This window comes from Streptomyces sp. NPDC043996 (assembly GCF_056435225.1).
The window spans coordinates 48,862-71,579 of record NZ_JBWKEY010000012.1; the positions used below are offsets into that span (position 1 = coordinate 48,862).

At 71.8% G+C, this 22,718-nt stretch carries 22 protein-coding genes; 3 read left to right on the plus strand and 19 right to left on the minus strand.

Going from position 1 to position 22,718, the window contains the following annotated elements; all coding sequences use genetic code 11:
* Window positions 1-254 precede the first annotated feature (254 nt).
* The 7 genes from truB to rimP all read right to left on the minus strand — a co-directional run bounded on the left by truB (window position 255) and on the right by rimP (window position 7,454).
* Window positions 255-1,163 (minus strand): tRNA pseudouridine(55) synthase TruB, encoded by a 909-nt coding sequence (gene truB / locus AC07A4_RS28470; protein ID WP_478603768.1) that lies wholly within the window; start codon window positions 1,161-1,163, stop codon window positions 255-257.
* Entirely contained in the window at window positions 1,160-1,615 is a 456-nt protein-coding gene (gene rbfA / locus AC07A4_RS28475; RefSeq protein ID WP_478603771.1) for a 30S ribosome-binding factor RbfA, read from the minus strand. The genes truB and rbfA overlap by 4 nt, the downstream gene beginning before the upstream one ends.
* Window positions 1,616-1,672: 57 nt before the next feature.
* Window positions 1,673-1,969 (minus strand): DUF503 domain-containing protein, encoded by a 297-nt coding sequence (locus tag AC07A4_RS28480; RefSeq protein ID WP_478603774.1) that lies wholly within the window; start codon window positions 1,967-1,969, stop codon window positions 1,673-1,675.
* Between the two features lie 257 nt (window positions 1,970-2,226).
* Complete coding sequence (gene infB, locus AC07A4_RS28485) at window positions 2,227-5,358, minus strand: translation initiation factor IF-2 (protein ID WP_478603777.1); 3,132 nt, start codon at window positions 5,356-5,358, stop codon at window positions 2,227-2,229.
* A 147-nt stretch (window positions 5,359-5,505) separates the two neighbouring features.
* Entirely contained in the window at window positions 5,506-5,805 is a 300-nt protein-coding gene (locus AC07A4_RS28490; RefSeq protein ID WP_478603780.1) for a YlxR family protein, read from the minus strand.
* A 144-nt stretch (window positions 5,806-5,949) separates the two neighbouring features.
* Entirely contained in the window at window positions 5,950-6,942 is a 993-nt protein-coding gene (gene nusA, locus AC07A4_RS28495; RefSeq protein ID WP_478603781.1) for a transcription termination factor NusA, read from the minus strand.
* 2 nt (window positions 6,943-6,944) lie between these two features.
* Window positions 6,945-7,454 (minus strand): ribosome maturation factor RimP, encoded by a 510-nt coding sequence (rimP, locus tag AC07A4_RS28500; protein WP_478603783.1) that lies wholly within the window; start codon window positions 7,452-7,454, stop codon window positions 6,945-6,947.
* A gap of 249 nt (window positions 7,455-7,703) precedes the next feature.
* On the opposite strand from rimP, the gene AC07A4_RS28505 reads away from it, so the two are divergent.
* From AC07A4_RS28505 to AC07A4_RS28515, 3 genes are read left to right on the plus strand one after another with little or no spacing between them, the layout of a single operon-like run.
* Entirely contained in the window at window positions 7,704-8,270 is a 567-nt protein-coding gene (locus tag AC07A4_RS28505; protein ID WP_478603785.1) for a hypothetical protein, read from the plus strand.
* Between the two features lie 11 nt (window positions 8,271-8,281).
* Window positions 8,282-8,740 (plus strand): ferritin-like domain-containing protein, encoded by a 459-nt coding sequence (locus AC07A4_RS28510; RefSeq protein ID WP_478604316.1) that lies wholly within the window; start codon window positions 8,282-8,284, stop codon window positions 8,738-8,740.
* Window positions 8,741-8,756: 16 nt separating this feature from the next.
* Window positions 8,757-9,671, plus strand: coding sequence for an aminoglycoside phosphotransferase family protein (locus AC07A4_RS28515; protein WP_478603787.1), 915 nt, complete (start codon window positions 8,757-8,759; stop codon window positions 9,669-9,671).
* 207 nt (window positions 9,672-9,878) lie between these two features.
* Here the strand turns inward: AC07A4_RS28515 and AC07A4_RS28520 are convergent, their stop codons facing one another.
* The 12 genes from AC07A4_RS28520 to dxr form a co-directional block, all read right to left on the minus strand.
* Window positions 9,879-11,573, minus strand: coding sequence for a proline--tRNA ligase (locus tag AC07A4_RS28520; protein ID WP_478603789.1), 1,695 nt, complete (start codon window positions 11,571-11,573; stop codon window positions 9,879-9,881).
* A 154-nt stretch (window positions 11,574-11,727) separates the two neighbouring features.
* Window positions 11,728-12,276, minus strand: coding sequence for a GNAT family N-acetyltransferase (locus AC07A4_RS28525; protein WP_478603792.1), 549 nt, complete (start codon window positions 12,274-12,276; stop codon window positions 11,728-11,730).
* A 100-nt stretch (window positions 12,277-12,376) separates the two neighbouring features.
* Window positions 12,377-13,225: a GNAT family N-acetyltransferase gene (locus tag AC07A4_RS28530; protein WP_478603794.1), complete on the minus strand. Its 849-nt coding sequence runs from the start codon at window positions 13,223-13,225 to the stop codon at window positions 12,377-12,379.
* Window positions 13,226-13,348: 123 nt separating this feature from the next.
* On the minus strand, window positions 13,349-15,136 hold the full coding sequence (locus tag AC07A4_RS28535) for an alpha-L-fucosidase (protein ID WP_478603796.1): 1,788 nt from the start codon (window positions 15,134-15,136) through the stop codon (window positions 13,349-13,351).
* Window positions 15,133-16,539, minus strand: coding sequence for a glycoside hydrolase family 28 protein (locus tag AC07A4_RS28540; protein ID WP_478603798.1), 1,407 nt, complete (start codon window positions 16,537-16,539; stop codon window positions 15,133-15,135). Before AC07A4_RS28540 ends, AC07A4_RS28535 begins: the two co-directional genes overlap by 4 nt.
* Window positions 16,540-16,773: 234 nt before the next feature.
* A complete protein-coding gene (locus tag AC07A4_RS28545; RefSeq protein WP_478603801.1) occupies window positions 16,774-17,154 on the minus strand; it encodes a DUF397 domain-containing protein in 381 nt (126 codons plus the stop codon).
* Window positions 17,155-17,168: 14 nt separating this feature from the next.
* Complete coding sequence (locus tag AC07A4_RS28550; protein ID WP_478603803.1) at window positions 17,169-17,432, minus strand: DUF397 domain-containing protein; 264 nt, start codon at window positions 17,430-17,432, stop codon at window positions 17,169-17,171.
* A gap of 14 nt (window positions 17,433-17,446) precedes the next feature.
* Window positions 17,447-17,710, minus strand: a complete 264-nt coding sequence (locus AC07A4_RS28555) for a DUF397 domain-containing protein (protein WP_478603805.1) — start codon at window positions 17,708-17,710, stop codon at window positions 17,447-17,449.
* Window positions 17,707-18,573 (minus strand): helix-turn-helix domain-containing protein, encoded by an 867-nt coding sequence (locus AC07A4_RS28560; RefSeq protein ID WP_478603807.1) that lies wholly within the window; start codon window positions 18,571-18,573, stop codon window positions 17,707-17,709. Before AC07A4_RS28560 ends, AC07A4_RS28555 begins: the two co-directional genes overlap by 4 nt.
* A 148-nt stretch (window positions 18,574-18,721) precedes the next feature.
* Window positions 18,722-19,879 carry a flavodoxin-dependent (E)-4-hydroxy-3-methylbut-2-enyl-diphosphate synthase gene (gene ispG, locus AC07A4_RS28565; protein WP_478603809.1) on the minus strand — a complete coding sequence of 386 codons (1,158 nt, stop codon included), beginning with the start codon at window positions 19,877-19,879 and terminating at the stop codon, window positions 18,722-18,724.
* 219 nt (window positions 19,880-20,098) lie between these two features.
* Window positions 20,099-21,400 (minus strand): M50 family metallopeptidase, encoded by a 1,302-nt coding sequence (locus AC07A4_RS28570; RefSeq protein WP_478603812.1) that lies wholly within the window; start codon window positions 21,398-21,400, stop codon window positions 20,099-20,101.
* Window positions 21,397-22,701, minus strand: a complete 1,305-nt coding sequence (gene dxr, locus AC07A4_RS28575) for a 1-deoxy-D-xylulose-5-phosphate reductoisomerase (RefSeq protein WP_478603815.1) — start codon at window positions 22,699-22,701, stop codon at window positions 21,397-21,399. Before dxr ends, AC07A4_RS28570 begins: the two co-directional genes overlap by 4 nt.
* Between the last annotated feature and the right edge of the window lie 17 nt (window positions 22,702-22,718).

Genomic DNA, 22,718 nt, shown 5'->3' on the forward strand with positions numbered 1-22,718 from the left:
GTAGGTCGGCGGTGATCAGCCGGACAGAACGCGAGCCGAACGCGCCCCCTTCCGCTCCCGCGGTTCACTCCGAGCGCCTGCCCGCCCGGGTGAATCGGCGGGCGGAGGTGGATACACCTTCCTAAAGGGGGGTGTGGAGCGGCGGACGATGGTGCGCCGCTCCACCATGAGACGAGTCAAGTGCCGCCAAGGCCAAGGGACTTGAGCGGCACTCCAACTCCCCTCACCGCGGGCACCCGCGGCGAGGGACCGCCTCAGGCGAACACGGCGAGGCTCTTCGCCTTGCCCCGCGACTCCTCGGCGAGCACCAGGAAGGTGCCTTCGGGCCCGAAGACGGCGACGGGGCCCGCGCCCGCGTACTCGTCGGGCATCTCGATCCGCACGCCGTTGAGGAGCAGCCGCGCCCGCCTGTCGTCCACGTCCCAGCGCGGGAAGGCGGCGGTGGCCGCGTCCGCGACGGGCATCACGGTCAGCTCCTCCTGGAGCTGGTCGAGGGTCTTGGCCGCGTCCAGCTTGTACGGGCCGACGCGGGTGCGGCGCAGGGCCGTCAGATGGCCGCCGACGCCGAGCCCGGCGCCGAGGTCGCGGGCGAGCGCCCGGATGTAGGTGCCGGACGAGCAGACCACGGACACGACCAGGTCGAGCACGGGGGTGCCGTCCTCGGCGACGGCGTCGCGGATGTCGTACACGGCGAACGAGGAGACCGTCACCGGGCGGGCCGGGATCTCGAAGTCCTCGCCCTCGCGCGCCCGCTTGTACGACCGCTTGCCGTCGATCTTGATGGCGCTGACCTTGGACGGCACCTGCATGATGGCGCCGCTGAGCTCGGCGATGCCCGCGTCGATGGCCTCGCGCTTCACTCCGGAGGCGTCCACCGAGGCGGTGATCTCCCCCTCGGCGTCGTCGGTGACCGTGCTCTGGCCGAGCCGGATCGTGCCCAGGTACTCCTTCTCGGTCAGGGCCAGGTGCCCCAGGAGCTTGGTGGCGCGCTCGACGCCGAGCACCAGGACGCCCGTCGCCATCGGGTCGAGGGTGCCCGCATGGCCGACGCGGCGGGTCTTGGCGATGCCCCGCATCTTGGCGACCACGTCGTGCGACGTGAAGCCGGACGGCTTGTCCACGATGACAAGTCCGTCCGGCGTGTGGGTGGTGCGCTTGGTCATGAGGCGGCGTCGCCGTCCGTTTCCTCGTCCTCGCCCGGCTTGCGGTAGGGGTCCGCGCCACCGGCGAAGTCGGCGCCCGCGGAGGCCTCGCGGACCTTCGCGTCCGAGGCGCGGGCCCGGTCGAGGAGGTCCTCGATCGCCCGCGCGTTGTCCGGGAGGGCGTCGGCCACGAAGGTCAGCGTCGGGGTGAACTTCACGCCCGCCGCGCGCCCGACCTCCGAGCGGAGCACGCCCTTGGCGCTCTCCAGGCCCGCGGCTGCGGCCGCGCGCTCCTCGTCGTCGCCGTAGACCGTGTAGAAGACGGTCGCCTCCCGCAGGTCACCGGTGACCCGGGTGTCCGTGATGGTGACATGCGTGCCGAGCCGCGGGTCCTTGATCCCGCGCTGCAGCTTCTGGGCCACCACCTCTCGGATGAGGTCTGCCAGCCTCTTCGCCCGCGCGTTGTCGGCCACTGCTCCGTCTCCTTCTGTGCTGTGCTCGCCGCTGATCGTTCAGGTCGATCAAGTCGTTCAGTCGTCATCGTCACCGTGGAACCGCCGCCGTACGGACAGCAGCTCCACTTCGGGCCGGGCGGCGACGAGCCGTTCGCACCGGTCCAGTACGTCGGTGAGGTGCCCCGCGTCCCCGGAGACCAGCGCCAGGCCGATCTCGCTCCTGCGGTGCAGCTCCTGGTGGCCGACCTCCGCCGCGCTCACCGCGTACTTCCGCTGGAGTTCCGCCACGATGGGGCGGACGAGGGAGCGTTTCTCCTTCAGCGAATGTACGTCGCCGAGGAGCAGGTCGAAGGACAGAGTCCCCACATACATGTGTGTCCGGATATCCCGCCGGTCCGGGGTCGGGCCCCGCGTGTGGTTGGCAGGGTCACCAGAACCGTACAACGAACGCGGGTCCGGCTCGACGGGATTTCGCCCCCGCCGCCCCTACCCGTCCCGTTCCTGGGGCTCCGCCCCAGACCCCGCTCCAGGGATTCAGCCCGTCCGGCGTTTGAGGACGAGGCGCGGAGCGCCGAAAAGGCAGCGGGGGCCGCCCGGGGAATCCCCGGGCAACCCCCGCCCCGCAGACACTAGGCCCGCGGCTTCTCGCGCATCTCGTACGTCGCGATGACGTCGTCGACCTTGATGTCGTTGAAGTTGCCGAGGTTGATACCGCCCTCGAAGCCTTCGCGGATCTCGGTGACGTCGTCCTTGAAGCGGCGCAGGCCCACGATGTTGAGCTCCTCCGCGATGACCTTGCCATCGCGCAGCAGTCGGGCCTTGGTGTTGCGCTTGACCTCGCCGGAGCGGATGAGCACACCCGCGATGTTGCCGAGCTTGGACGAGCGGAAGACCTCGCGGATCTCCGCGGTGCCGAGCTCGACCTCCTCGTACTCCGGCTTGAGCATGCCCTTGAGGGCCGCCTCGATCTCCTCGATGGCCTGGTAGATCACCGAGTAGTAGCGGACGTCGACGCCCTCGCGCTCCGCCATCTGCGCGGCACGGCCGGCCGCGCGGACGTTGAAGCCGATGACGATGGCGTCGGAGCCCATGGCCAGGTCGATGTCCGACTCGGTGACCGCACCCACGCCGCGGTGCAGGACGCGGATGTCGACCTCCTCGCCGACGTCCAGCTGGAGCAGGGAGGACTCAAGGGCCTCGACGGAACCAGAAGCGTCACCCTTGATGATGAGGTTGAGCTGCTGGATCTCGCCGGCCTTGAGCACCTTGTCCAGGTCCTCGAGCGAGACGCGGCGGACGCGCTTGGCGAACGCGGCGTTGCGCTCGCGGGCGGCGCGCTTCTCGGCGATCTGACGGGCCGTACGGTCCTCGTCGACCACCAGGAAGTTGTCGCCCGCGCCCGGGACGTTGGTGAGACCGAGGACGAGGACCGGGGTCGAGGGACCCGCCTCTTCCACGTTCTCGCCCTTGTCGTCGAGCATGGCGCGCACGCGGCCGTAGGCGTCACCGGCGACCATCGTGTCGCCGACGCGGAGCGTACCGCGCTGGACGAGGACGGTCGCGACGGCGCCGCGGCCCTTGTCCAAGTGGGCCTCGATCGCGATGCCCTGCGCGTCCTGCTCCGGGTTGGCCCGCAGGTCGAGCGAGGCGTCGGCGGTGAGGACGACGGCCTCAAGGAGGCTGTCGATGTTGAGGCCCTGCTTGGCGGAGATGTCGACGAACATCGTGTCGCCGCCGTACTCCTCGGCCACCAGACCGAACTCGGTGAGCTGACCGCGCACCTTGGTCGGGTCCGCGCCCTCGACGTCGATCTTGTTGACCGCGACCACGATCGGCACGTCGGCCGCCTTGGCGTGGTTCAGCGCCTCGATCGTCTGGGGCATCACACCGTCGTTGGCCGCGACCACGAGGATCGCGATGTCGGTGGACTTCGCACCACGGGCACGCATGGCGGTGAACGCCTCGTGACCCGGGGTGTCGATGAAGGTGATCGCGCGGTCCTCGCCGTTGACCTGGGTCGCGACCTGGTAGGCACCGATGTGCTGGGTGATGCCACCGGCCTCGCCCGCGACCACGTTGGTCTTGCGGATCGCGTCGAGGAGTCGGGTCTTGCCGTGGTCGACGTGACCCATGACGGTCACGACCGGCGGACGGGCGATGAGGGCCTCTTCGCCGCCCTCGTCCTCACCGAACTCGATGGAGAACGACTCGAGCAGCTCGCGGTCCTCCTCCTCGGGGCTGACGATCTGAACGGTGTAGTTCATCTCGTCGCCGAGGAGCTGCAGCGTCTCGTCGGAGACGGACTGCGTGGCCGTGACCATCTCGCCGAGGTTCATCATCACCGCGACGAGCGACGCCGGGTTGGCGTTGATCTTCTCGGCGAAGTCGGTGAGGGAGGCACCGCGCGACAGGCGAACGGTCTCGCCGTTGCCGCGAGGCAGCATCACGCCGCCGACCGACGGGGCCTGCATGGCCTCGTACTCCTGGCGCCTCTGCCGCTTCGACTTGCGACCGCGACGCGCGGGACCGCCGGGACGGCCGAAGGCGCCCTGCGTGCCACCACGGCCACCGGGGCCACCGGGACGGCCACCGAAGCCGGGACGGCCGCCGAAGCCACCGCCGCCGCCACCGGGACCACCCGGACGACCGCCGCCACCGCCACCGGGACCGCCGGGACGACCGGCGAAGCCGCCGCCGCCACCGCCGGGACCACCCGGACGACCGGCGAAGCCGGGACGACCGCCGCCGCCACCGCCCGGACGGCCACCGCCGCCGGGACCGCGGCCGCCACCGGGGCCACCGCCGGGACGCGGGCCCGCGGCGGGACGCTGCGGCATCATGCCCGGGTTCGGACGGTTACCCGCGGGGCCGCCGCCGGGACGCGGGGCCTGCGGACGGGGCATGCCGCCCGGAGTCGGGCGGGCGCCGCCCTGACCCTGCGGACGGGGCGCGCCACCGGGGCCGCCCTGGCCCTGCGGGCGCGGGGCGCCGCCGGGGCCGCCCTGGCCGCCGGGCCCACCGGGGCCGGGACGCGCGCCGCCCGGACGGGGCGCCTGCGGGCGCGCCATGCCGGTGGAGCCACCAGAGGTGAAGGGGTTGTTGCCCGGACGCGGGCCCGCGGGACGGCCGCCGGGACGCGGCGCGCCACCCTGGCCGCCGGGACGCGGGGCGCCCTGACGGTCGCCCTGGCGCTCGCCGCCGCGCTGACCCTGACCCTGGCCGGGGGCCGGACGGCCACCGGGCTTGGGGGCACCGGGACGGGCGCCGGAGCGCGGTGCGGCCGGGGCGCCGGAAGAGGCGGCGGGGGCCGCGGGGGCCGGAGCCGCCGGGGGCGCCGTGAACTCGGGCACGGCCGGAGCCGGGGCTGCGGGAGCGGCGGGGGCCGGCTTGGGCGCCGGGGGCTTGGGGCCCGGCGTCGGGCGCGGACCCGGGGCCGCCGGGGCGGCCGGCGCGGGCTTGTCCGCGCTCTCCGCGGGCGCCGGGCGGGGCGCCGCGGGCTTGGGCGCGGCCGGACCCGGACGGGCGGCCTGCGCGGGGGACGGTGCCGCGGGACGCGCGGCGGGCTTGCGCGGGGCGGGCTTGCCGGACTTGCCGGAGCCGTTGCCCTGCTGGAATGCGTCAGTCAGTTTGCGTACCACGGGCGCCTCGATCGTCGAGGACGCCGAACGTACGAATTCACCGAGTTCTTGGAGCTTGGCCATGACGACCTTGCTCTCCACCCCGAACTCCTTGGCGAGTTCGTATACCCGGACCTTAGCCACTTCGCTCCTTTTAGGTCCGGGTTACCGCCGGACCGTCGCTACTTCATGGGCGTACTCATCGCGTACTCATCGAGTGCTCATCGCAATCTCGACCTACTTCCAACTCGCGAGGTACCAGGGCCGCACGGAGGCTCCGTGCGGCACTTCTTACGGTGTTGCCTGCGGGGCAACGGTCTCGGCTGCCTCGACATTCCCGCGCAGGAGCGCGGTGTCGAGCGGTCCCTGGACCCGAAGGGCCCGGGGGAACGCCCGGCGGCGGACCGCCAGGTCGAGACAGACCAGGGCGGGGTGTACATACGCACCCCGGCCGGGCAGCGTACCGCTTGGATCGGGGACGCAGGCGCCCTCGACCGCCACGGTGCGCAGCAGCTCGTTCTTGGCCGCTCGCTCCCGGCACCCCACACACGTGCGCTCAGGGCATGCGCGGGCATGCGTCCGGCCAGACACGCTTAAGTCTACCTCCCCGTACCGACCTCACCCCTCTGGGGCAAAAATCGAACGGCTGTTGTCTTGATCAGTACGTGACCAGGACGAGGGGGGTTCGCGCAACCGGTTTTCCCGGACCGCGACTCCCCCTCGGACGGGTCAGTCCTAGGCGTCCTGGCCGGGCTGCTCGGTGTCAGGCCGGATGTCGATCCGCCAGCCGGTGAGCCGGGCGGCGAGGCGGGCGTTCTGGCCCTCCTTGCCGATGGCCAGGGACAGCTGGTAGTCCGGCACGGTCACGCGGGCCGAGCGTCCGGCGAGGTCGACGATCTCGACCTTGCTGACGCGCGCCGGGGACAGCGCGTGGGCCACCATCTCGGCCGGGTCGTCCGACCAGTCGACGATGTCGATCTTCTCGCCGTTGAGCTCGCCCATGACATTGCGCACCCGGCTGCCCATCGGGCCGATGCAGGCGCCCTTGGCGTTGAGCCCGGAGCGGGTCGAACGGACCGCGATCTTGGTGCGGTGCCCGGCCTCGCGCGCGATGGCGGCGATCTCCACGGAACCGTCGGCGATCTCGGGGACCTCGAGCGCGAAGAGCTTCTTCACCAGGCTCGGGTGGGTGCGCGAGAGCGTCACGGACGGGCCGCGCACGCCCTTGGCCACGCGCACCACGTACGAGCGAAGGCGCATGCCGTGCGGGTACTCCTCGCCCGGCACCTGCTCCTGCGTGGGCAGGATGGCTTCCAGCTTGCCGATGTCGACGAGCACGTTCTTCGGGTCGCGGCCCTGCTGGACGACGCCCGTGACGATGTCGCCCTCACGGCCCGCGTACTCACCGAGGGTCGCGTCGTCCTCGGCGTCGCGCAGCCGCTGCAGGATGACCTGCTTGGCGGTGGTGGCGGCGATCCGGCCGAAATCGGACGGGGTGTCGTCGAACTCCTTGGGCTCCTGGCCCTCTTCGAGGTCCGCCGGGTCCTCCGTCGCCCACACCGTCACGTGGCCGCTCTCGCGGTCCAGCTTCACGCGTGCGCGACGGAAGCTGCCGTCGGTGCGGTGGTAGGCGATGAGGAGGGCCGACTCGATCGCCTCGACCAGCAGGTCGAAGGAGATCTCCTTCTCCCGTACCAAACCCCGCAGGGCACTCATGTCGATGTCCACGGCTACGCCTCCTCCTCTTCCTTCATGTCTTTCTTGTCCTTGCGGTTGAACTCGACCTGCACGCGCGCCTTGTCGATCGCGTCGAAGGCGAGCCTGCGGGCGGTGGGCTTGCGCCCCTTCACGCCCGGCACTTCCAGGTCGACGCCCTCGTCGTCCACGTCGAGGATGCGCGCGACGAGCTCGTCGCCGTCGGCCAGCTGGAACTTCGCGAGCCGCCCGACGGCGCGCTCGTAGTGGCGCCGCTCCTTCAGGGGGCGCTCGGCGCCCGGGGAGCCGACCTCCAGGTCGTACTCGCCCTCGCCCATGACGTCGGTCTCGTCGAGCTTCGCGGAGAGCGCCCGGCTCACATCCGCGATCGCGTCCAGGTCCACGCCGTCCTCGGAGTCGACGACGACCCGCAGCACCCGCTTGCGTCCGACCGAGGCCACTTCGATCTCTTCAAGATCGAGGTCCTGGGAGCTGACGAGCGGTTCCAGCAGTTCCCGCAGCCTCTCGCTCTGGGTGGTGCTCATCCGGGTGACTCCTCGGCCGCGTGTGCTGTTGTGGGATCGTCGCGTGTCAGGTCAAAGGGTATCCGGTCCCGGAGGGTGTTGCCGTCCATCGTCGGGGTCGCGCGCCCGCCGGGCCTCGTACGCGCGTACGGGACCGAGCCGCTCGCACGTACGAGGACAGGGCGAAGGTACGGTGATCACCGGCCTCGCGCCCGCTCGTCTCCCGCTCCCGCCCCGCCGCCCGCGGCCCACCTTCCGAGGACGTCTGCCGTGCCGTCGTATCCCGCTCTCTCGCGGCCCCGTCCGGGTCCGCGCCGCAGAAGCCTGCTCACGGGGGCCGCCGGCGCGGCCGGAACCGCCCTGCTGCTCACCGGCTGTTCGGACGACGGCTCCGCCGACGGGCTCCCGGCCGCCGCCGAGCGGCTGCGGGCGCGGGCGGCCCGGGACAGCGCCCGGCTGCTGCGCCGCTACGACGCCGTGATCGCGGCCCACGCCCCGCTGGCGGAGCGGCTGCGGCCGCTGCGCGCGGAAGTGGCCCGGCACGAGAAGGCCTTCGCCGACGGCCGCTCCGCGACGAGCCCCCCGCCCTCATCGGCGCGGCCGTCGCCCCCGGTGCCCGGCGACGCGCGGGACGCCCTGCGCTCCCTGGCGACGGCCGAGCGGGAGCTGGCCCGGCGGCGCGGGAAGCAGCTCCTCGACGTGCCGGGCGAGCTGGCGCGGCTGTTCGCGTCGGTCGCCGCGGCGGGCGCCGCGCACGCGTACCTGCTGACGGAGCGCGATGGCGGCGACAAGAGCGACGAGCGGGACGAGCGGGATGAGAGGGAGGGCGGCCAGTGAGCGCACGCGAGGTGTCGAAGGCCGAGCTGAGGGCGGTGCAGGCGGCGCTGCGCGCCGAGCACGCCGCGGTGTACGGCTACGGGGTCGTGGGCGGCCGCGTGGGCGACGGGCGCCGGGCCGAGGCCCGTACGGCCTACGACGCGCACCGGGCCCGGCGGGACGAGCTGCGGCGGGCCGTGCGGCGGCTCGGGGGCGAGCCCGAGCCGTCGGCGGCGGCGTACGCGCTGCCGTTCCCGGTGCCGGACGCGGCCGCCGCGGCGCGGTTCGCCGCCGAGTTGGAGGAGCGGGTCGCCGGGGTGTACTCCGACCTGGTGCGGGCCGCCGAGGGCGACCGGCGCGGGGCCGCCGCCGAGGCCCTGCGCGAGGCCGCGGTCCGGGCGGCGCGCTGGCGCGGCGGGAGCGTAGCCTTCCCTGGGCTCGCGGAGCGGGCCGACACCGGCGCGGACCCGTCCGCGCCGCCGCGGGACTGAAAGGAACACCTCGCGCATGGCTTTCGAAACGCCGCCGCGCCTCGTTCGCGCCCTCGGTGAGACACCGGGCGACGCGGACACCGACGACTGGCTGCGGAGGCTGCCGGAGCTGGCCGAGGAGGCCGTGGCCCGGCGTGGGCTCACCGTCGAGCGCGTGCAGGTGCCCGGGGGCCGCAGCGGCCTCGTCGTGCTCGTGCGGCTCGCGGACGCCACCCCCGCCGTCCTGAAGCTGGTGCCGCCGCGGTCGCGGCCGCTCAGCGAGCGGGCCGCGCTCGCGCACTGGGGCGGGCTCGGGGCGGCGCGGCTGCTCGACGACGCGGCCGCCGACGACGGGGCGCTGCTCCTGGAACGCCTGCGGCGGGACGTGTCCGTGCGCTCCCTGCCGGAGGCCAAGTCGATGCTGGAGGCGGCGGGGACGCTGCGGCGGCTGTGGGTCGAGCCGCCCGCCGGGCACCGGTTCGAGACCGTGGCCGAGCGGACGGGGCGGCAGGCCGAGGTGATGCGGGCGTGCGCCGACGCGGACGCGGACGCGGACGTGGTGCCGCTGGTGGACGCCGCCCTCGCCGCGCGCGCGGAGCTGCTCGCCGACGCGCCGGACGGGGTGCTGCTGCACGGCACCTTCCGGCAGAGCAAGGTGCTCGCGGGTGAGCGGGTGCCGTGGCTGGCCGTGGGCCCTGATCCGGTGGTGGGCGAGTGCGCGTTCGATCTGGCGCGCCTGGTGCGGGACCGGGTGGAGGATCTGATCGGGTCGCCGTCGGGGACGGCGGTGGCGCGGCGGCGCGTGAAGCGGCTCGCGGAGTCCCTTGACGTGGACCAGGAGCGGTTGCGGGGGTGGACGCTGTTCCGGGCGGTGGAGTCCGGCGTACGGGCCCTGCGCGTGGGGCGGCCCCAGGACGCGGAGCTCCTCCTGGAGTTCGCGACCTGGCTGTAGCCCGCGTGGGACGCCCCAGACCCACCCCTTCCCGAACCATGGGGCTCCGCCCCCTGTCACCCCCGAAAAGCATCGGCGCTTCGCGCCTCGTCCTCAAACGCCGGACGGGCTGGAAATTCCAGCCCCTCCGGCGTTTGAGGAGCGGGGTCTGGGGCGGAGCCCCAGTTCGGGAAGGGGCGGGTCTGGGGCGCCCCGCGAGGGCCCCGGCTACGCCGACAGGCGGGCGATCGCGGCCTCGACCGTGAGTTCCTCGCGCTCCCCGGTGCGGCGGTCCTTCAGCTCAAGGACGCCCTCGGCGGAGCGGCGCCCGGCGACCAGGATCTTCGGTACGCCGATGAGCTCCGCGTCGGTGAACTTCACGCCCGGCGACACCCCGGCGCGGTCGTCCACGAGCACCCGCACCCCGGCCGCGTTGAGCTTCTCGGCGACGTCGAGGGCCAGCTCGGTCTGCACGGCCTTGCCCGCGGCGACCACGTGCACGTCGGCGGGGGCGATCTCCTTGGACCAGCACAGGCCCTGCTCGTCGGCGGTCTGCTCGACGAGCGCGGCGACGGCGCGGGAGACGCCGATGCCGTACGAGCCCATGGTGACGCGGACGGGCTTGCCGTTCTGGCCGAGGACGTCGAGCTGGAAGGTGTCGGCGTACTTGCGGCCCAGCTGGAAGATGTGGCCGATCTCGATCGCCCGGCCGAGCTTCAGGCCCGTACCGCAGGAGGGGCAGGGGTCGCCCTCCTGGACCACGACGACGTCCAGGTACTGGTCGACCTCGAAGTCGCGGCCGCAGACGACGTTCTTGGCGTGGGTGTCGGCCTTGTTCGCGCCGGTGATCCAGGCGGTGCCGGGGGCGACGCGCGGGTCGGCGAGGTAGCGGACCTTCTCCAGGCCCTGCGGGCCGACGTAGCCGCGGACGAGGTCCTCGCGGCCGACGAAGTCCTCGGCGGTGACCAGCTCGACCTCGGCGGGCGCGAGGTGCTCGCCGAGCTTGCCGAGGTCGACCTCGCGGTCGCCGGGCACGCCGACGGCGACGATCTCGCCGTCGACCTTGACGAGGAGGTTCTTCAGGGTGGCCGACGCCGGGACGCCCAGGTGCTCGGCGAGGGTCTCGATGGTCGGGGTGTCGGGGGTGTCGAGCTCCTCGACGGGGCCGTGCTCGGCGCCCTCGACCGGCTTCAGGGCGAAGGTGACGGCCTCGGTGTTGGCGGCGTAGTCGCAGGCGGGGCAGTCGACGAAGGTGTCCTCACCGGCGGGCGCCGGGGCCAGGAACTCCTCGGACGCGGAGCCGCCCATGGCGCCGGAGACGGCGGAGACGATGCGGTAGTCGAGGCCGAGGCGCTCGAAGATGCGCTGGTAGGCGGCGCGGTGCAGGGCGTAGGCCTCGGCGAGGCCCTCGTCGGTGGTGTCGAAGGAGTACGAGTCCTTCATCTGGAACTCGCGGCCGCGCAGGACGCCCGCGCGCGGACGGGCCTCGTCGCGGTACTTCGTCTGGATCTGGTAGAGGATCACCGGCAGGTCCTTGTAGGACGCGCACTGGTCCTTGACGACCTGGGTGAAGATCTCCTCGTGGGTGGGGCCGAGGAGGTACTCGGAGCCCTTGCGGTCCTTGAGGCGGAACAGCAGGTCGCCGTACTCCTCGTAGCGGCCGCTCGCCTCGTAGGGCTCCTTGGGCAGCAGGGCGGGCAGGAGGACTTCCTGGCCGCCGATGGCGTCCATCTCCTCGCGGACGACGCGGGCGACGTTCTCGTAGACCTTCTTGCCAAGCGGCAGCCAGGTCCAGATGCCGGCGGCGGTGCGGCGCACGTAGCCCGCGCGGACGAGCAGCTTGTGGTTGAGCGTCTCCGCGTCCGCCGGGTCGTCGCGCAGTGTCTTGACCATCAACCGGGACATGCGCTGGACCTGGGCCATGATGAACTCCTGCGGTTTCCTGACGGGGGCGTCTCGTGCCGTGGACCGGCCTTCGGCCTCGTCCTCAAGCGCCGGACGGGCTGAATCCCCCCTGGCTGCTATCCAAAAGTGATGGGCGCAGGTTATCCGGGGCACGGGCGCGTGCGGAAATCGGTTAGCGGCCGACGGGACGGCTCAGCGGCAGGGGCGCGCCCATCACCGCGTACGGCTTGGGGGCGCTGGGGAAGAGGACCTGGCGGGCCAGGTCCTGGTAGCCGAGGGAGCGGTACAGGCCGCGGGCGGGGCTCTCGACGTCGATCGCGGAGAGGATCGAGCGGGGCTCGACGGCGGTGTCCGTGAGGGTGGTGATGAGGGCGCGGCCGATGCCCAGGCCCTGGTAGCCGGGGCGTACGTGCAGTTCGGTGATCACGAAGGAGTGGTCGAGCCAGCCGTCGAGGCCCTGGGCGCGCAGATAGGGCTCGACGACGGTGGACCACCAGTGGGCGCGGTCGTTGGGCATGCCGTAGACGAAGCCGACGAGCCGTCCGTCGCCGGTGGTCGCGCCGAGCGCCCGCGCTCCCGGGTAGGTGAGGTGCCGGAGCACGATCTGCCGTCGTACGGCCACCTCGTCGTCGCCGAGCCCGAAGGCGAGGGCCTGCACGCGCAGGGCCTCGTCCACCCGCGCGGCCAGGTCGAGGGGGCCGATCACGACGTCGTCAGTCATGCGCGCACCCTACTTCGCAGCTCGTCGTGGCAGTACGGGCCTGTGCGGGGCGAAGGAACGGATCAAGCCGGAGGGCGGTACGCCCGGTGGTGCCCGGCGTTCAGAACAGCACGCTCATGAACGCGCCGACTTCCCGGAAGCCCACCCTGCGGTAGGTGGCGCGGGCCGGGGTGTTGAAGTCGTTGACGTACAGGCTGACGACGGGTGCCACGTCCGCGAGGGCGTAGCGCAGGACGGCGGCCATGGCGGGGGCGGCGATGCCCTTGCCGCGGTACTCGGGGGCCACCCACACGCCCTGGACCTGGCAGGCCTCGGCGGTCGCGGCGCCGATCTCCGCCTTGAACACGACCCGGCCCTCGCCGTCGACGCGGGCGAAGGAGCGGCCCGAGCCGACCAGCTCGGCGACCCGGGCCTGGTAGAGCAGGCCGCCGTCCCCGGCGAGCGGGGAGACGCCGACCTCCTCGGTGAACATCGCCACGCACGCCGGCATGATCGTCTCCAGTTCGTCCTTGCGGACGCGGCGGACGTACGGGTCGGGCGTGATGGCGTCGGGAAGCCGGTCGGTGACCATGAGCGGCTGGTGGGCGCGGACCTCGCGGGCGGGGCCCCAGGAGGGTTCGAGCAGGCGCCACAGCTGGGCGGTGGACTCGGCGGGGCCGACGATGGAGGAGCAGCGGCGGCCGGTCCTGCGGGCGCGGTCGGCGAAGGCGCGGACGGCGCGCGGCGTCGCGCAGATCGGTACGAGGTTGGCGCCCGCGTAGCAGAGGGACTCCAGCATGCCGTCGGCGTACCAGCCCCACATCTCGCCGCCGAGGCGCCAGGGGTCGAGGCCCGCGAGGCGCACCCGGGCCGTGACGAAGGCGTTCGCGACCGGCTCGCGGCCGAGGACGGCGAGCGCGGCGTCCAGGTCACTCGGTTCGAGGACCCTGGTGGTGGTCTGGGTCAACACGGGCGGGGCCTCACCATACGGTTTGCTGATCTCCGCACTGTACCTGGCGAGGTTCCGCCACGCTGCCCGGTCACCGGGGGTGACCGGGCAGGCGGCCCGCGACGTCAGCGGCGCGTTACGACATCAGCGGCGCCTCACCTGGCCGTACCCGACCTGGATCTCGTCGATCTTGAGCTGGCGGTGGAAGGTGGGGGCGGTGTCCGCGGCCCAGGTGGTGGTCACGTCGAGTTTGAGGTGGCGGGTGCGCACGCCGTCGCCGATGTCGATGAAGCGGATGCCGCGGGCGCTCTCCAGGACGCCCGTCTTGATCGTGCGCCAGCGTCGGCCGTCGTCGCTCGCCGAGACCGTGTAGTCCTTGATCCGGGCGGAGTCCTCGGGCCTGCCGAAGGTGGAGCGGTTGTGGGTCGGGGACCACTCGCGCTGGTTGACGCCCAGGTAGGCGGCGTTCTTGCGGCTGCCGAGATCGAGGGTGAAGGACACCGGGAGGCGGCCTTGGTTGTCGGTGTACGTGGTGAAGTCGCCGTCGGTGAGGGCGGGTTCGTTCGCCTTGACGGAGCCGGTGGGGTATACGCCTTCGCGCTGCCTGGTGGTCTCGACCTTGAAGACGGTGTCGTAGGCGTCCCAGTCCTTGATGGACCGGATGGTGAGGCTGCCGTCGGCCTGCGAGAACGGCAGGGTCTTGCCGGTGCGCAGGTCGGTGACCTTCGTGGCCCGGTGGCCGTTGTCGCGCAGGCGGACCTGGTCGCCGCGCGTGGGCCGGGTGGTGACGTGGACGTACTGGGTGGGGTTCTGCTTCGCGCGGCTGACGGTGACGTAGCCGTACGCGCCGTCGTTCCAGGCGCCGGGCTGCATGCCGCCGTACAGGTAGCCGCCGCCGTGCACGCCGTGCAGGGACTCCCAGATGGGCGGGAGGTAGTCCTTCATGGCGTCGGTGAACTTCTGCTGCTGGGGCGGGAACCTGCCGTCGACCATGGCCTGGAGGTCCATCAGGGACTTGACGGAGGTGCCCGCGTTGGCCACGTACCGGCGGACGTTGAGGCCGGTGTCGACGGGGCGGTCCTGGCCGTCGTACCACCAGGCGCCGGTGCTCGGCACCTTGTAGCAGGACTCGGTCAGGCGCGGCATGGGTGTCCAGATCGCCGACGGCTGGTCGTAGGGCGGGGTCATGCCCGTCTTCTGCTCGTGGGACACCATGTCCATGATCGGGGTGTCCTCGTTGTTGTTGCTCAGGGTCAGGTCGGGGCGGCGCTCGCGGATCTGCTCGTAGAGCCTGTTGCGCTCCCAGTACTCGTTGTCGTTGTCGATCCAGAAGCCCGAGAGGCCGGGGTAGCCGTCCATGACCTCGAAGAAGTTCTCGTAGCTGAACTCGCCGAAGCCGGGCCGTGTGGTGAGGTCGACGTCGCGGCCCTTGTACGCGGAGTAGGCGGCGGAGTCGAGGGTCTCGACGCCTTGTTCGGCGTGCCACTTGGGATCGTCGGTCATGTAGAGGATCGTCTTGATGCCCTTGGCCCGGCCCGCCTCAATCAGTTCGCCGAGGAAGTCGCGGCGGGTGGAGCAGCTGCCGGGGATCGTGGAGGGCCAGGGGCGGGCGTAGCCGAGCCGGGAGTGGAAGGTGGCCAGGACGATGTAGCTGGCCTTGAGCTTCTTCGCCTCGTCGACCCAGTAGTCGGGGGTCCACCCGCCGTCGGTGACGGCCTTCTCCCACGCGCGGCAGTCGTCGTGCTTGGGGCTGGTGAACATGCCCCAGTGCAGGAAGAGCCCGGCGGTGGCGTCGCGGAGCGTCGTCTGGCGGGGTGGGTCGGCGGCGGGTGCGGCCGGGCGGGCCGTGGAGGTTCCGGTCCCGGCGAGCAGCAGGCCGCCGAGGAGGGCGAGCACGGCGGCCCACAGGGGCAGGGCGCGGCGGCGTCTCATGGGTGCACCTCGGTTCCGTTGACGTAGACCCGGTGGAGGGAGAGCGCGGGGGCGGCCTCGATGAGGTTGGGCTCGGTGATGCCGGTGAAGTCGCAGTGGGCGAGGCGGACCGGGCCGAAGGGGTCGGTGGCGAGCCCTTCGAAGTGCAGGGCGCGGCGGGCGCCGTCGTGGACCATGTGCGCGACGCTGACGTTACGGATGACGGCGCGGTGCGGGCCGGTCTGCCCGGCGTAGCGGGTGGTGAGGTACACGCAGTCCCGGTCGATGTGGCGGCCGGTGAAGCGGCGGACGTGGACGCCGTCGATGGCGCCGCCGCGCTTGGTGTTGGTCTTGAGGAAGACGGGGTGGCGGGGGTTGTGGCGGCCGGGGAAGTCGGCGGGGTTGATCCGGCAGTCCTCGGCGAAGACGTCGTACACGCCGCCGGACATCTCGCTGCCGACGGCGATGCCGCCCCAGCGCCCGGAGAACACGCAGTCGCGCACGACGATGCCGCGGCTGGGCACGCCCACGCGGCGGCCGTCCTCGTCGCGGCCGGACTTCACGGCGATCGAGTCGTCCTCGGTGTGGAAGCGGCAGCCGGTGATGAGCACGTCGGCGCAGGCCTCGGGGTCGGCGCCGTCGCTGTTGTTGATGCGCCCGACGACGTCGACGTCCTTGATGAGGACGTTGGAGCAGAGCACCGGGTGGAGGGTCCACATGGCGGGTTCGAGGACGGTGACGTCCTGGATCAGGACGTTGCGGCAGCGGTAGAACTGCACCATGTTCGGGCGCAGGTAGTGCCCGGCGCCGAAGAGCCGCCGCTCGACGGGGACGCCCCGCTCCCCCATCTCGCGCAGCGCGGCCTGGTCGGCGCCCTGGCCGCCGCCGGGGTCGCGCCAGCTCTTCCAGGGGCCCGCCATGCCCTGTCCGTCGAGGGTGCCGTGGCCGGTGATCGCGAGGTCGCGCTGGCCGTGGGCGTAGACGAAGGGCGAGTAGTTCCAGCACTCGGTGCCCTCCCAGCGGGTGAGGACCATCGGGAGGTAGTCGGCCGGGTCGGTGGAGAACAGGACGGTGCCGTCGACGCGCAGGTTCACGCGGTCGCGCAGCCGGATGGCGCCGGTCAGGAAGCGGCCGCCCTCGGGGACGACGACGTGGCCGCCGCCCGCGCGGTGACAGGCGTCCACGGCGCGCCGGAAGGCGGCGGTGTTCTTCGTGACGCCGTCCCCGACGGCACCGAAGTCCCGTACGTCGAACCGGCGTTGGGGGAAGCGGGGCGGCTGGACGCGGGCCAGGATCTCGGGCACGCGTAACCAGGGGTCGGCGTCCGGGGCGGCGGCGCGGGCGGCGGGGGCGCGCGGCAGCGCCGCCGACGCGGCGAGGGCGCCTGCCGCGAGGGCCGTGCGGCGGGTGGGGTGGGGGCGCACGGGGATCACCTGCTCGGGGGTGGGTGCGGACGTGGCCCGGTGGCGGGGAGGGCCCCCCGGACCGGCCTGACCCGACCCGGCGCACCCGCCCGTCCCGACGGGTCATCGGATGAATCGCCACCGATGGGTACGCGGCTGCGCCGAGACAGCGCGCTCTCGGCCCAGCCGCCCGAACAAGGTCCTGCGATACATCGGAGCTGTCAAGATGGTGCGCCCACCCCGGAGCGCGTTACTTCAGGGACGGGCGGCGAATCCGAGGAACGCCTCCCAGGCCGTGGGCCCCACCGCGAGAGTGGGGCCGGTGCCCGGGGGCTGCTTGGAGTCGCGTAGGTGGATGGCGGTGGGGCAGGGGGCGACCTCTACGCATTCGCCGCCGTCGCCTGCGCTGTGGCTGGACTTGCGCCAGGCGAGGGCGACTTCGACGCATTCGCCGCCCTGGCCTGTGCTGTAGCTGGACTTGCGCCAATCGAGGGCGACCTCTACGCATTCGCCGCCCTCGCCATCGCTGTAGCTGGACTTACGCCAGTCGAGGGCGACCTCTACGCACTGCCCGCCTTCACCACTGCTGTGGCTGCTCTTGAACCACACCAGCTCATACAGCCCTTCGGTCCTCATGTCACTCCCAGCGGCTACGCGACCTGCGCGGCCAGTCCGAGGAAGGCCACCCAGGCCGTGGACCCCACCGCGAGAGTGGGGCCGGTGTCACGGGCGTGCTTGGAGTCGCGTATGTGGATAGCGGTGGGGCAGGGGGCGATCTCTACGCATTCGCCGCCCTCGCCGCTGCTATGGCTGGACTTGCGCCAGTCGAGGGCGACTTCGATGCATTCACCTCCCCCGCCACTGCTGTAGCTGCTCTTGAACCACACCAGCCTGGACGGCTCTTCGTTCCTCATGTCACTCCCAGCGGCTACGCGGCCTGGGCGGCCAGTCCGAGGAAAGCCACCCAGGCTATGGGCCCCACCGCGAGAGTGGGACCGGTGTCAGGGGCGTGCTTGGAGTCGCGTATGTGGATGGCGGAGGGGCAGGCGGCGATCTCTACGCACTCGCCGCCGTCGCCCGCGCTGTGGCTGGACTTGCGCCAGTCGAGGGCGACCTCTACGCACTCGCCGCCCGCGCCACTGCTGTAGCTGCTCTTGAACCACACCATCCTGGACGGCTCTTCGACGTTCATGTCTCTCCCAGTAGCTTCTCTACGAGGGCCAACGACTTGCGTGGAGGCAGGGCTTGGGCGCGCAAGAGGCCGTACTGGTCCTCCAGTTCCCTGACCGTTGAGCGGTCGGTGAAGAGGCGGCTCGCCTTGTACGCGGGTACGTAGGCGACCCTGCGCCCCTTCTTCGTCTCGATCAAAGTGAAGGAGCCGAAGAGCGCCGCGTGCTCCTCGCAGTCGTCCGGCATGACTTGGATCTCCACAGTACGCCGCCGCGCGGCCAGCAGGATGCGCTCCAACTGGCCTCGCATGACGGCCAGTCCCCCGAGTCGCCTACGGAGAACGGATTCCTCCAGCACGAAACTGGTGGTGGGCGCGGGCTTCCGCTCGAAGATCGCCTGTCGGGCCAGTCGCGCCGTCACGCGCTGCTCAACGGTCTCCGCGTCCAACGCGGGCCGCCATGAGGTGAACACCGCCTCCGCATACTCCTTCGTCTGCAACAGCCCGGGAACCGCCTGCACGGCGAACACGTGCACCCCCACCGCCGTCTTCTCCAGCACCGCCGCGCCCTGGAAGAAGGCCGGATACCGCGCCCGCTCCATGTCCTCCGTCAGCTCGGCCAGCACCCCGTGCGCTCCAAGCACCTCGTCGACCCGCGCGATGAACGCCGCTGGCGGAATGCGTCTGCCCAGCTCGAAGGAGGCGATCGTCGACTCCGAGTACCCGGTGCGCCGCCCGAGCTCCGCGCGCTCCAGGCCCGCCTGGCCGCGCAGCCGCTTCATGAGCCGCCCGAAGACCCGGGGCATGCCCGAGTCCGTTCCGTACCCCCCTTCTCCCTCCGGCTCTTCCGATTCCTCCCGTACCGGCACGTCCTCGTCTTCTCTCATGCACTGCTCACCGCCCCCACCCCGCCCTGGGTTACGGCTCACGCGCGTACAAGCGCGCCGTGTACGCGTACAACACCGCCGGAGGCAGGAACGACGGAGTCCCGCCACCCCAAGGGTGGCGGGACTCTGCGCAGCGTACGGACGAAAGTCAGCCCGCGACCGACACGGACGGCTCGCCCGAAGCGACCCCGTCCTTCTCCATCTGCTCGGCGATCTTCATGGCCTCGTCGATCAGGGTCTCCACGATCTTGGACTCGGGCACGGTCTTGATGACCTCGCCCTTCACGAAGATCTGGCCCTTGCCGTTGCCGGACGCGACGCCCAGGTCCGCCTCGCGCGCCTCGCCGGGGCCGTTGACGACGCAGCCCATGACCGCGACCCGCAGGGGCACCTCCATGCCCTCCAGGCCCGCCGTGACCTCCTCGGCGAGCTTGTACACGTCGACCTGGGCGCGGCCGCACGACGGGCAGGACACGATCTCCAGGCGGCGCTGGCGCAGGTTCAGGGACTCCAGGATCTGGATGCCGACCTTGATCTCCTCAGCGGGGGGCGCCGAGAGCGAGACGCGGATCGTGTCGCCGATGCCCTCGGCGAGCAGCGCGCCGAAGGCGACGGCGGACTTGATCGTGCCCTGGAAGGCCGGGCCCGCCTCGGTGACGCCCAGGTGGAGGGGGTAGTCGCACTGGGCGGCCAGCTGGCGGTAGGCGTTGACCATGACCACGGGGTCGTTGTGCTTCACCGAGATCTTGATGTCCCGGAAGCCGTGCTCCTCGAACAGCGACGCCTCCCACAGCGCCGACTCCACCAGAGCCTCCGGCGTCGCCTTGCCGTACTTCTTCAGGAGCCGCGCGTCCAGCGAGCCCGCGTTCACACCGATCCGGATCGGCGTCCCGGCCTCGCCCGCCGCCTTGGCGATCTCCTTGACCTTGTCGTCGAACTGCTTGATGTTCCCCGGGTTCACCCGCACCGCCGCACAGCCCGCGTCGATCGCCGCGAACACGTACTTCGGCTGGAAATGAATGTCCGCGATCACCGGAATCTGCGACTTCCGCGCGATCACCGCGAGCGCGTCCGCGTCGTCCTGCGTCGGACACGCCACCCGCACGATCTGACAGCCCGACGCCGTCAGCTCCGCGATCTGCTGCAACGTCGCCCCGATGTCCGACGTACGCGTCGTCGTCATCGACTGCACCGACACCGGCGCGTCCCCGCCCACAGCCACCGACCCGACCTGGATCTTGCGACTGATCCTGCGGTCGGCCAGCTTGGTCGGAACGGACGGGATTCCGAGAGAAACGGCAGTCATCTGGCGTGCATCCCTAAGTGTGGATCAAGGTCCCGAGTCCGGCGGGCTCCGGGCTTCGCGGCTGCGCGCCGCGACATCGCTAGTTCGCGGGTTCGAGGTTACGACACCCCACAGGCCCCAAGCACATCCCACCCCGATGTCCACCCATTGGCGGGTGGTACCGCACAAACGACGGTGGCCGGACACACCCCGTGTCCGGCCACCGCAAACTTCGTACGACTAGGAAATTCTGACCGGGTTCACCACATCCGCGATCAGCACCAGAATGGTGAAGCAGATGAAGATCCCCGCCACCACATAGGCCACGGGCATCAGCTTCGCCACGTCGAACGGGCCGGGGTCGGGCCGCCGCAGGACCTTCGCCACGTTCCGGCGCAGCGATTCCCACAGTGCACCCGCGATGTGCCCGCCGTCCAGGGGCAACAGCGGCAGCATGTTGAACAGGAACAGCGAGAGGTTGAACCCGGCGAGCAGGAACAGCATCAGCGCGATCTGGTTCTGCGGCGGGATGTCCAGGGTGAACACCTCACCGCCGACGCGGGCCGCGCCCACCACGCCCATCGGGGAGTCCTGCTTGCGGTCGCCGTCGCCGAAGGCCGCGTCCCACAGGTCGGGGATCTTGGAGGGCAGGGCGATGATCGACTCGACGCCGTTCTCCATCATGGTGCCCATGCGGTCCACGGACTGGCCGAAGGACTGCTGGACGATGCCGGAGGCGGGGGTGAAGCCGAGGAACCCGGCGTACACGTACTTGCCCTCGACGTAGCCGCCGTCGCCGTCGGTCTTGCTGACCTGGTTCTTGATCAGGTTGGCGTGCAGGTCGACCCGCTTGCCGTCGCGCTCGACGGTGATCGTGGCCGGGCCCACGGTCTCGCGGATGCGGGACTGGAGCGCCGACCAGTCGTCGACGGACTTGCCCTGGAAGGCGACGATCTTGTCGCCCGCCTTGAGGCCCGCGGCCTTGGCGGGGGCGGGCTTGTCGCCCTTCGCGCACGTGGCGCGGTTCTCGCTGGCCTCGATCACACAGTCGGAGACCTTGCCGACGCTGGTGGTCTGGGTGCTGATGCCGAAGGTCATCATGACGCCGAGGAAGATCACGACGGCCAGGATCAGGTTCATGAAAGGACCGGCGAACATCACGATCACGCGCTTCCACGGCTTGCGCGTGTAGAAGAGCCGGGACTCGTCGCCGGGCTTGAGCTCCTCGAACGCCGCGGAGCGGGCGTCCTCGATCATGCCGCGCCAGGGCGAGGTGGACCGCGCCTCTATGCGCCCGTCGGGACCCGGCGGGAACATCCCGATCATGCGGATGTAGCCGCCGAGGGGGATCGCCTTGACGCCGTACTCGGTGTCGCCCTTCTTCCGGGAGAAGAGCGTCGGGCCGAAGCCGACCATGTACTGCGGCACGCGGATGCCGAACATCTTGGCCGTAGAGAGATGGCCGAGCTCGTGCCAGGCGATCGAGAAGAGCAGCCCGACCACGAAGACGACTATGCCGAGGATCATCATCAGGGTCGTCATGCACGAGCCTCCGCGGTCGTCTGGGGCGACTGTTTTGTCTGGGGCGTCTGGGGCGTCTGGGTCGACGCGGCCGTCAGTTCGCGGGCCCGGGCGCGCGCCCAGGTCTCCGCTTCGAGGACGTCCGCCACGGTCAGGGAGGTTCCCGAGCGGGGCGTGCCGTGCTCGGCGACGACCCGCGTCACGGTCTCCATGATCCCGTTGAAGGGCAGCGTGCCCGCCAGGAAGGCGTCCACGCACTCCTCGTTGGCCGCATTGAACACCGCGGGAGCCGTCCCGGCGAGCTCCCCGACGTGCCGGGCGAGCCCCACGGACGGGAACGCCTCAGTGTCCAGCGGGAAGAACTCCCAGGTGGAGGCCTTCGTCCAGTCGAACGCGGGCGCCGCGTCCGGCACCCGCTCGGGCCAGCCGAGCCCGATCGCGATGGGCCCGCGCATGTCCGGCGGCGTGGCCTGGGCGAGCGTGGAGCCGTCGGTGAACTCGACCATGGAGTGCACGTACGACTGGGGGTGCACGACGACCTCGATGCGGTCGAAGGGGATGTCGTACAGGAGGTGGGCCTCGATCACCTCCAGGCCCTTGTTCACCAGGGTCGCCGAGTTCACCGTGATCACCGGGCCCATCGCCCACGTCGGGTGCGCGAGGGCGTCCTTCGGCGTGACGTCCGCCAGCTCGGCCTTCGTACGGCCGCGGAAGGGGCCGCCGGAGGCCGTGACGACCAGCTTGCGGACGTCGGCGCGGGTGCCCGCGGCGAGCGCCTGGAAGAGCGCGGCGTGCTCGGAGTCCACCGGGATGATCTGGCCGGGCTTGGCCAGGGCCTTCACCAGCGGCCCTCCGACGATCAGCGACTCCTTGTTGGCGAGGGCGAGCGTGCGGCCCGCCTCCAGGGCGGCGAGCGTGGGGGCGAGGCCGATGGAGCCCGTGATGCCGTTCAGGACGGTGTGGCAGGGCGAGGCGGCGAGCTCGGTGGCCGCGTCCGGGCCCGCGAGGATCTCCGGCAGCGGCTCCCCCGCCCCGTACTCCTCGCGCAGGGCCTCGCGCAGCGCGGGCACCACGTCCTCGCGGGCCACCGCGACGGTGCGCACGCGCAGCCGCCGGGCCTGCTCGGCGAGCAGCGTCACGCGGCCGCCCGCGGCGGACAGGCCTGTGACCCGGAAGCGGTCGGGGTTGCGCAGGACGAGGTCGATCGCCTGCGTGCCGATCGAGCCCGTGGAGCCGAGGACGGCGATCTCCCGCGGGCCGTCCGTGGGGACGGGGTCGAAGACGAGGTGCGGGTCGGCGAGGGGGGCGGGGCTATCGCTCATGCCCCCATTGTGGCCGG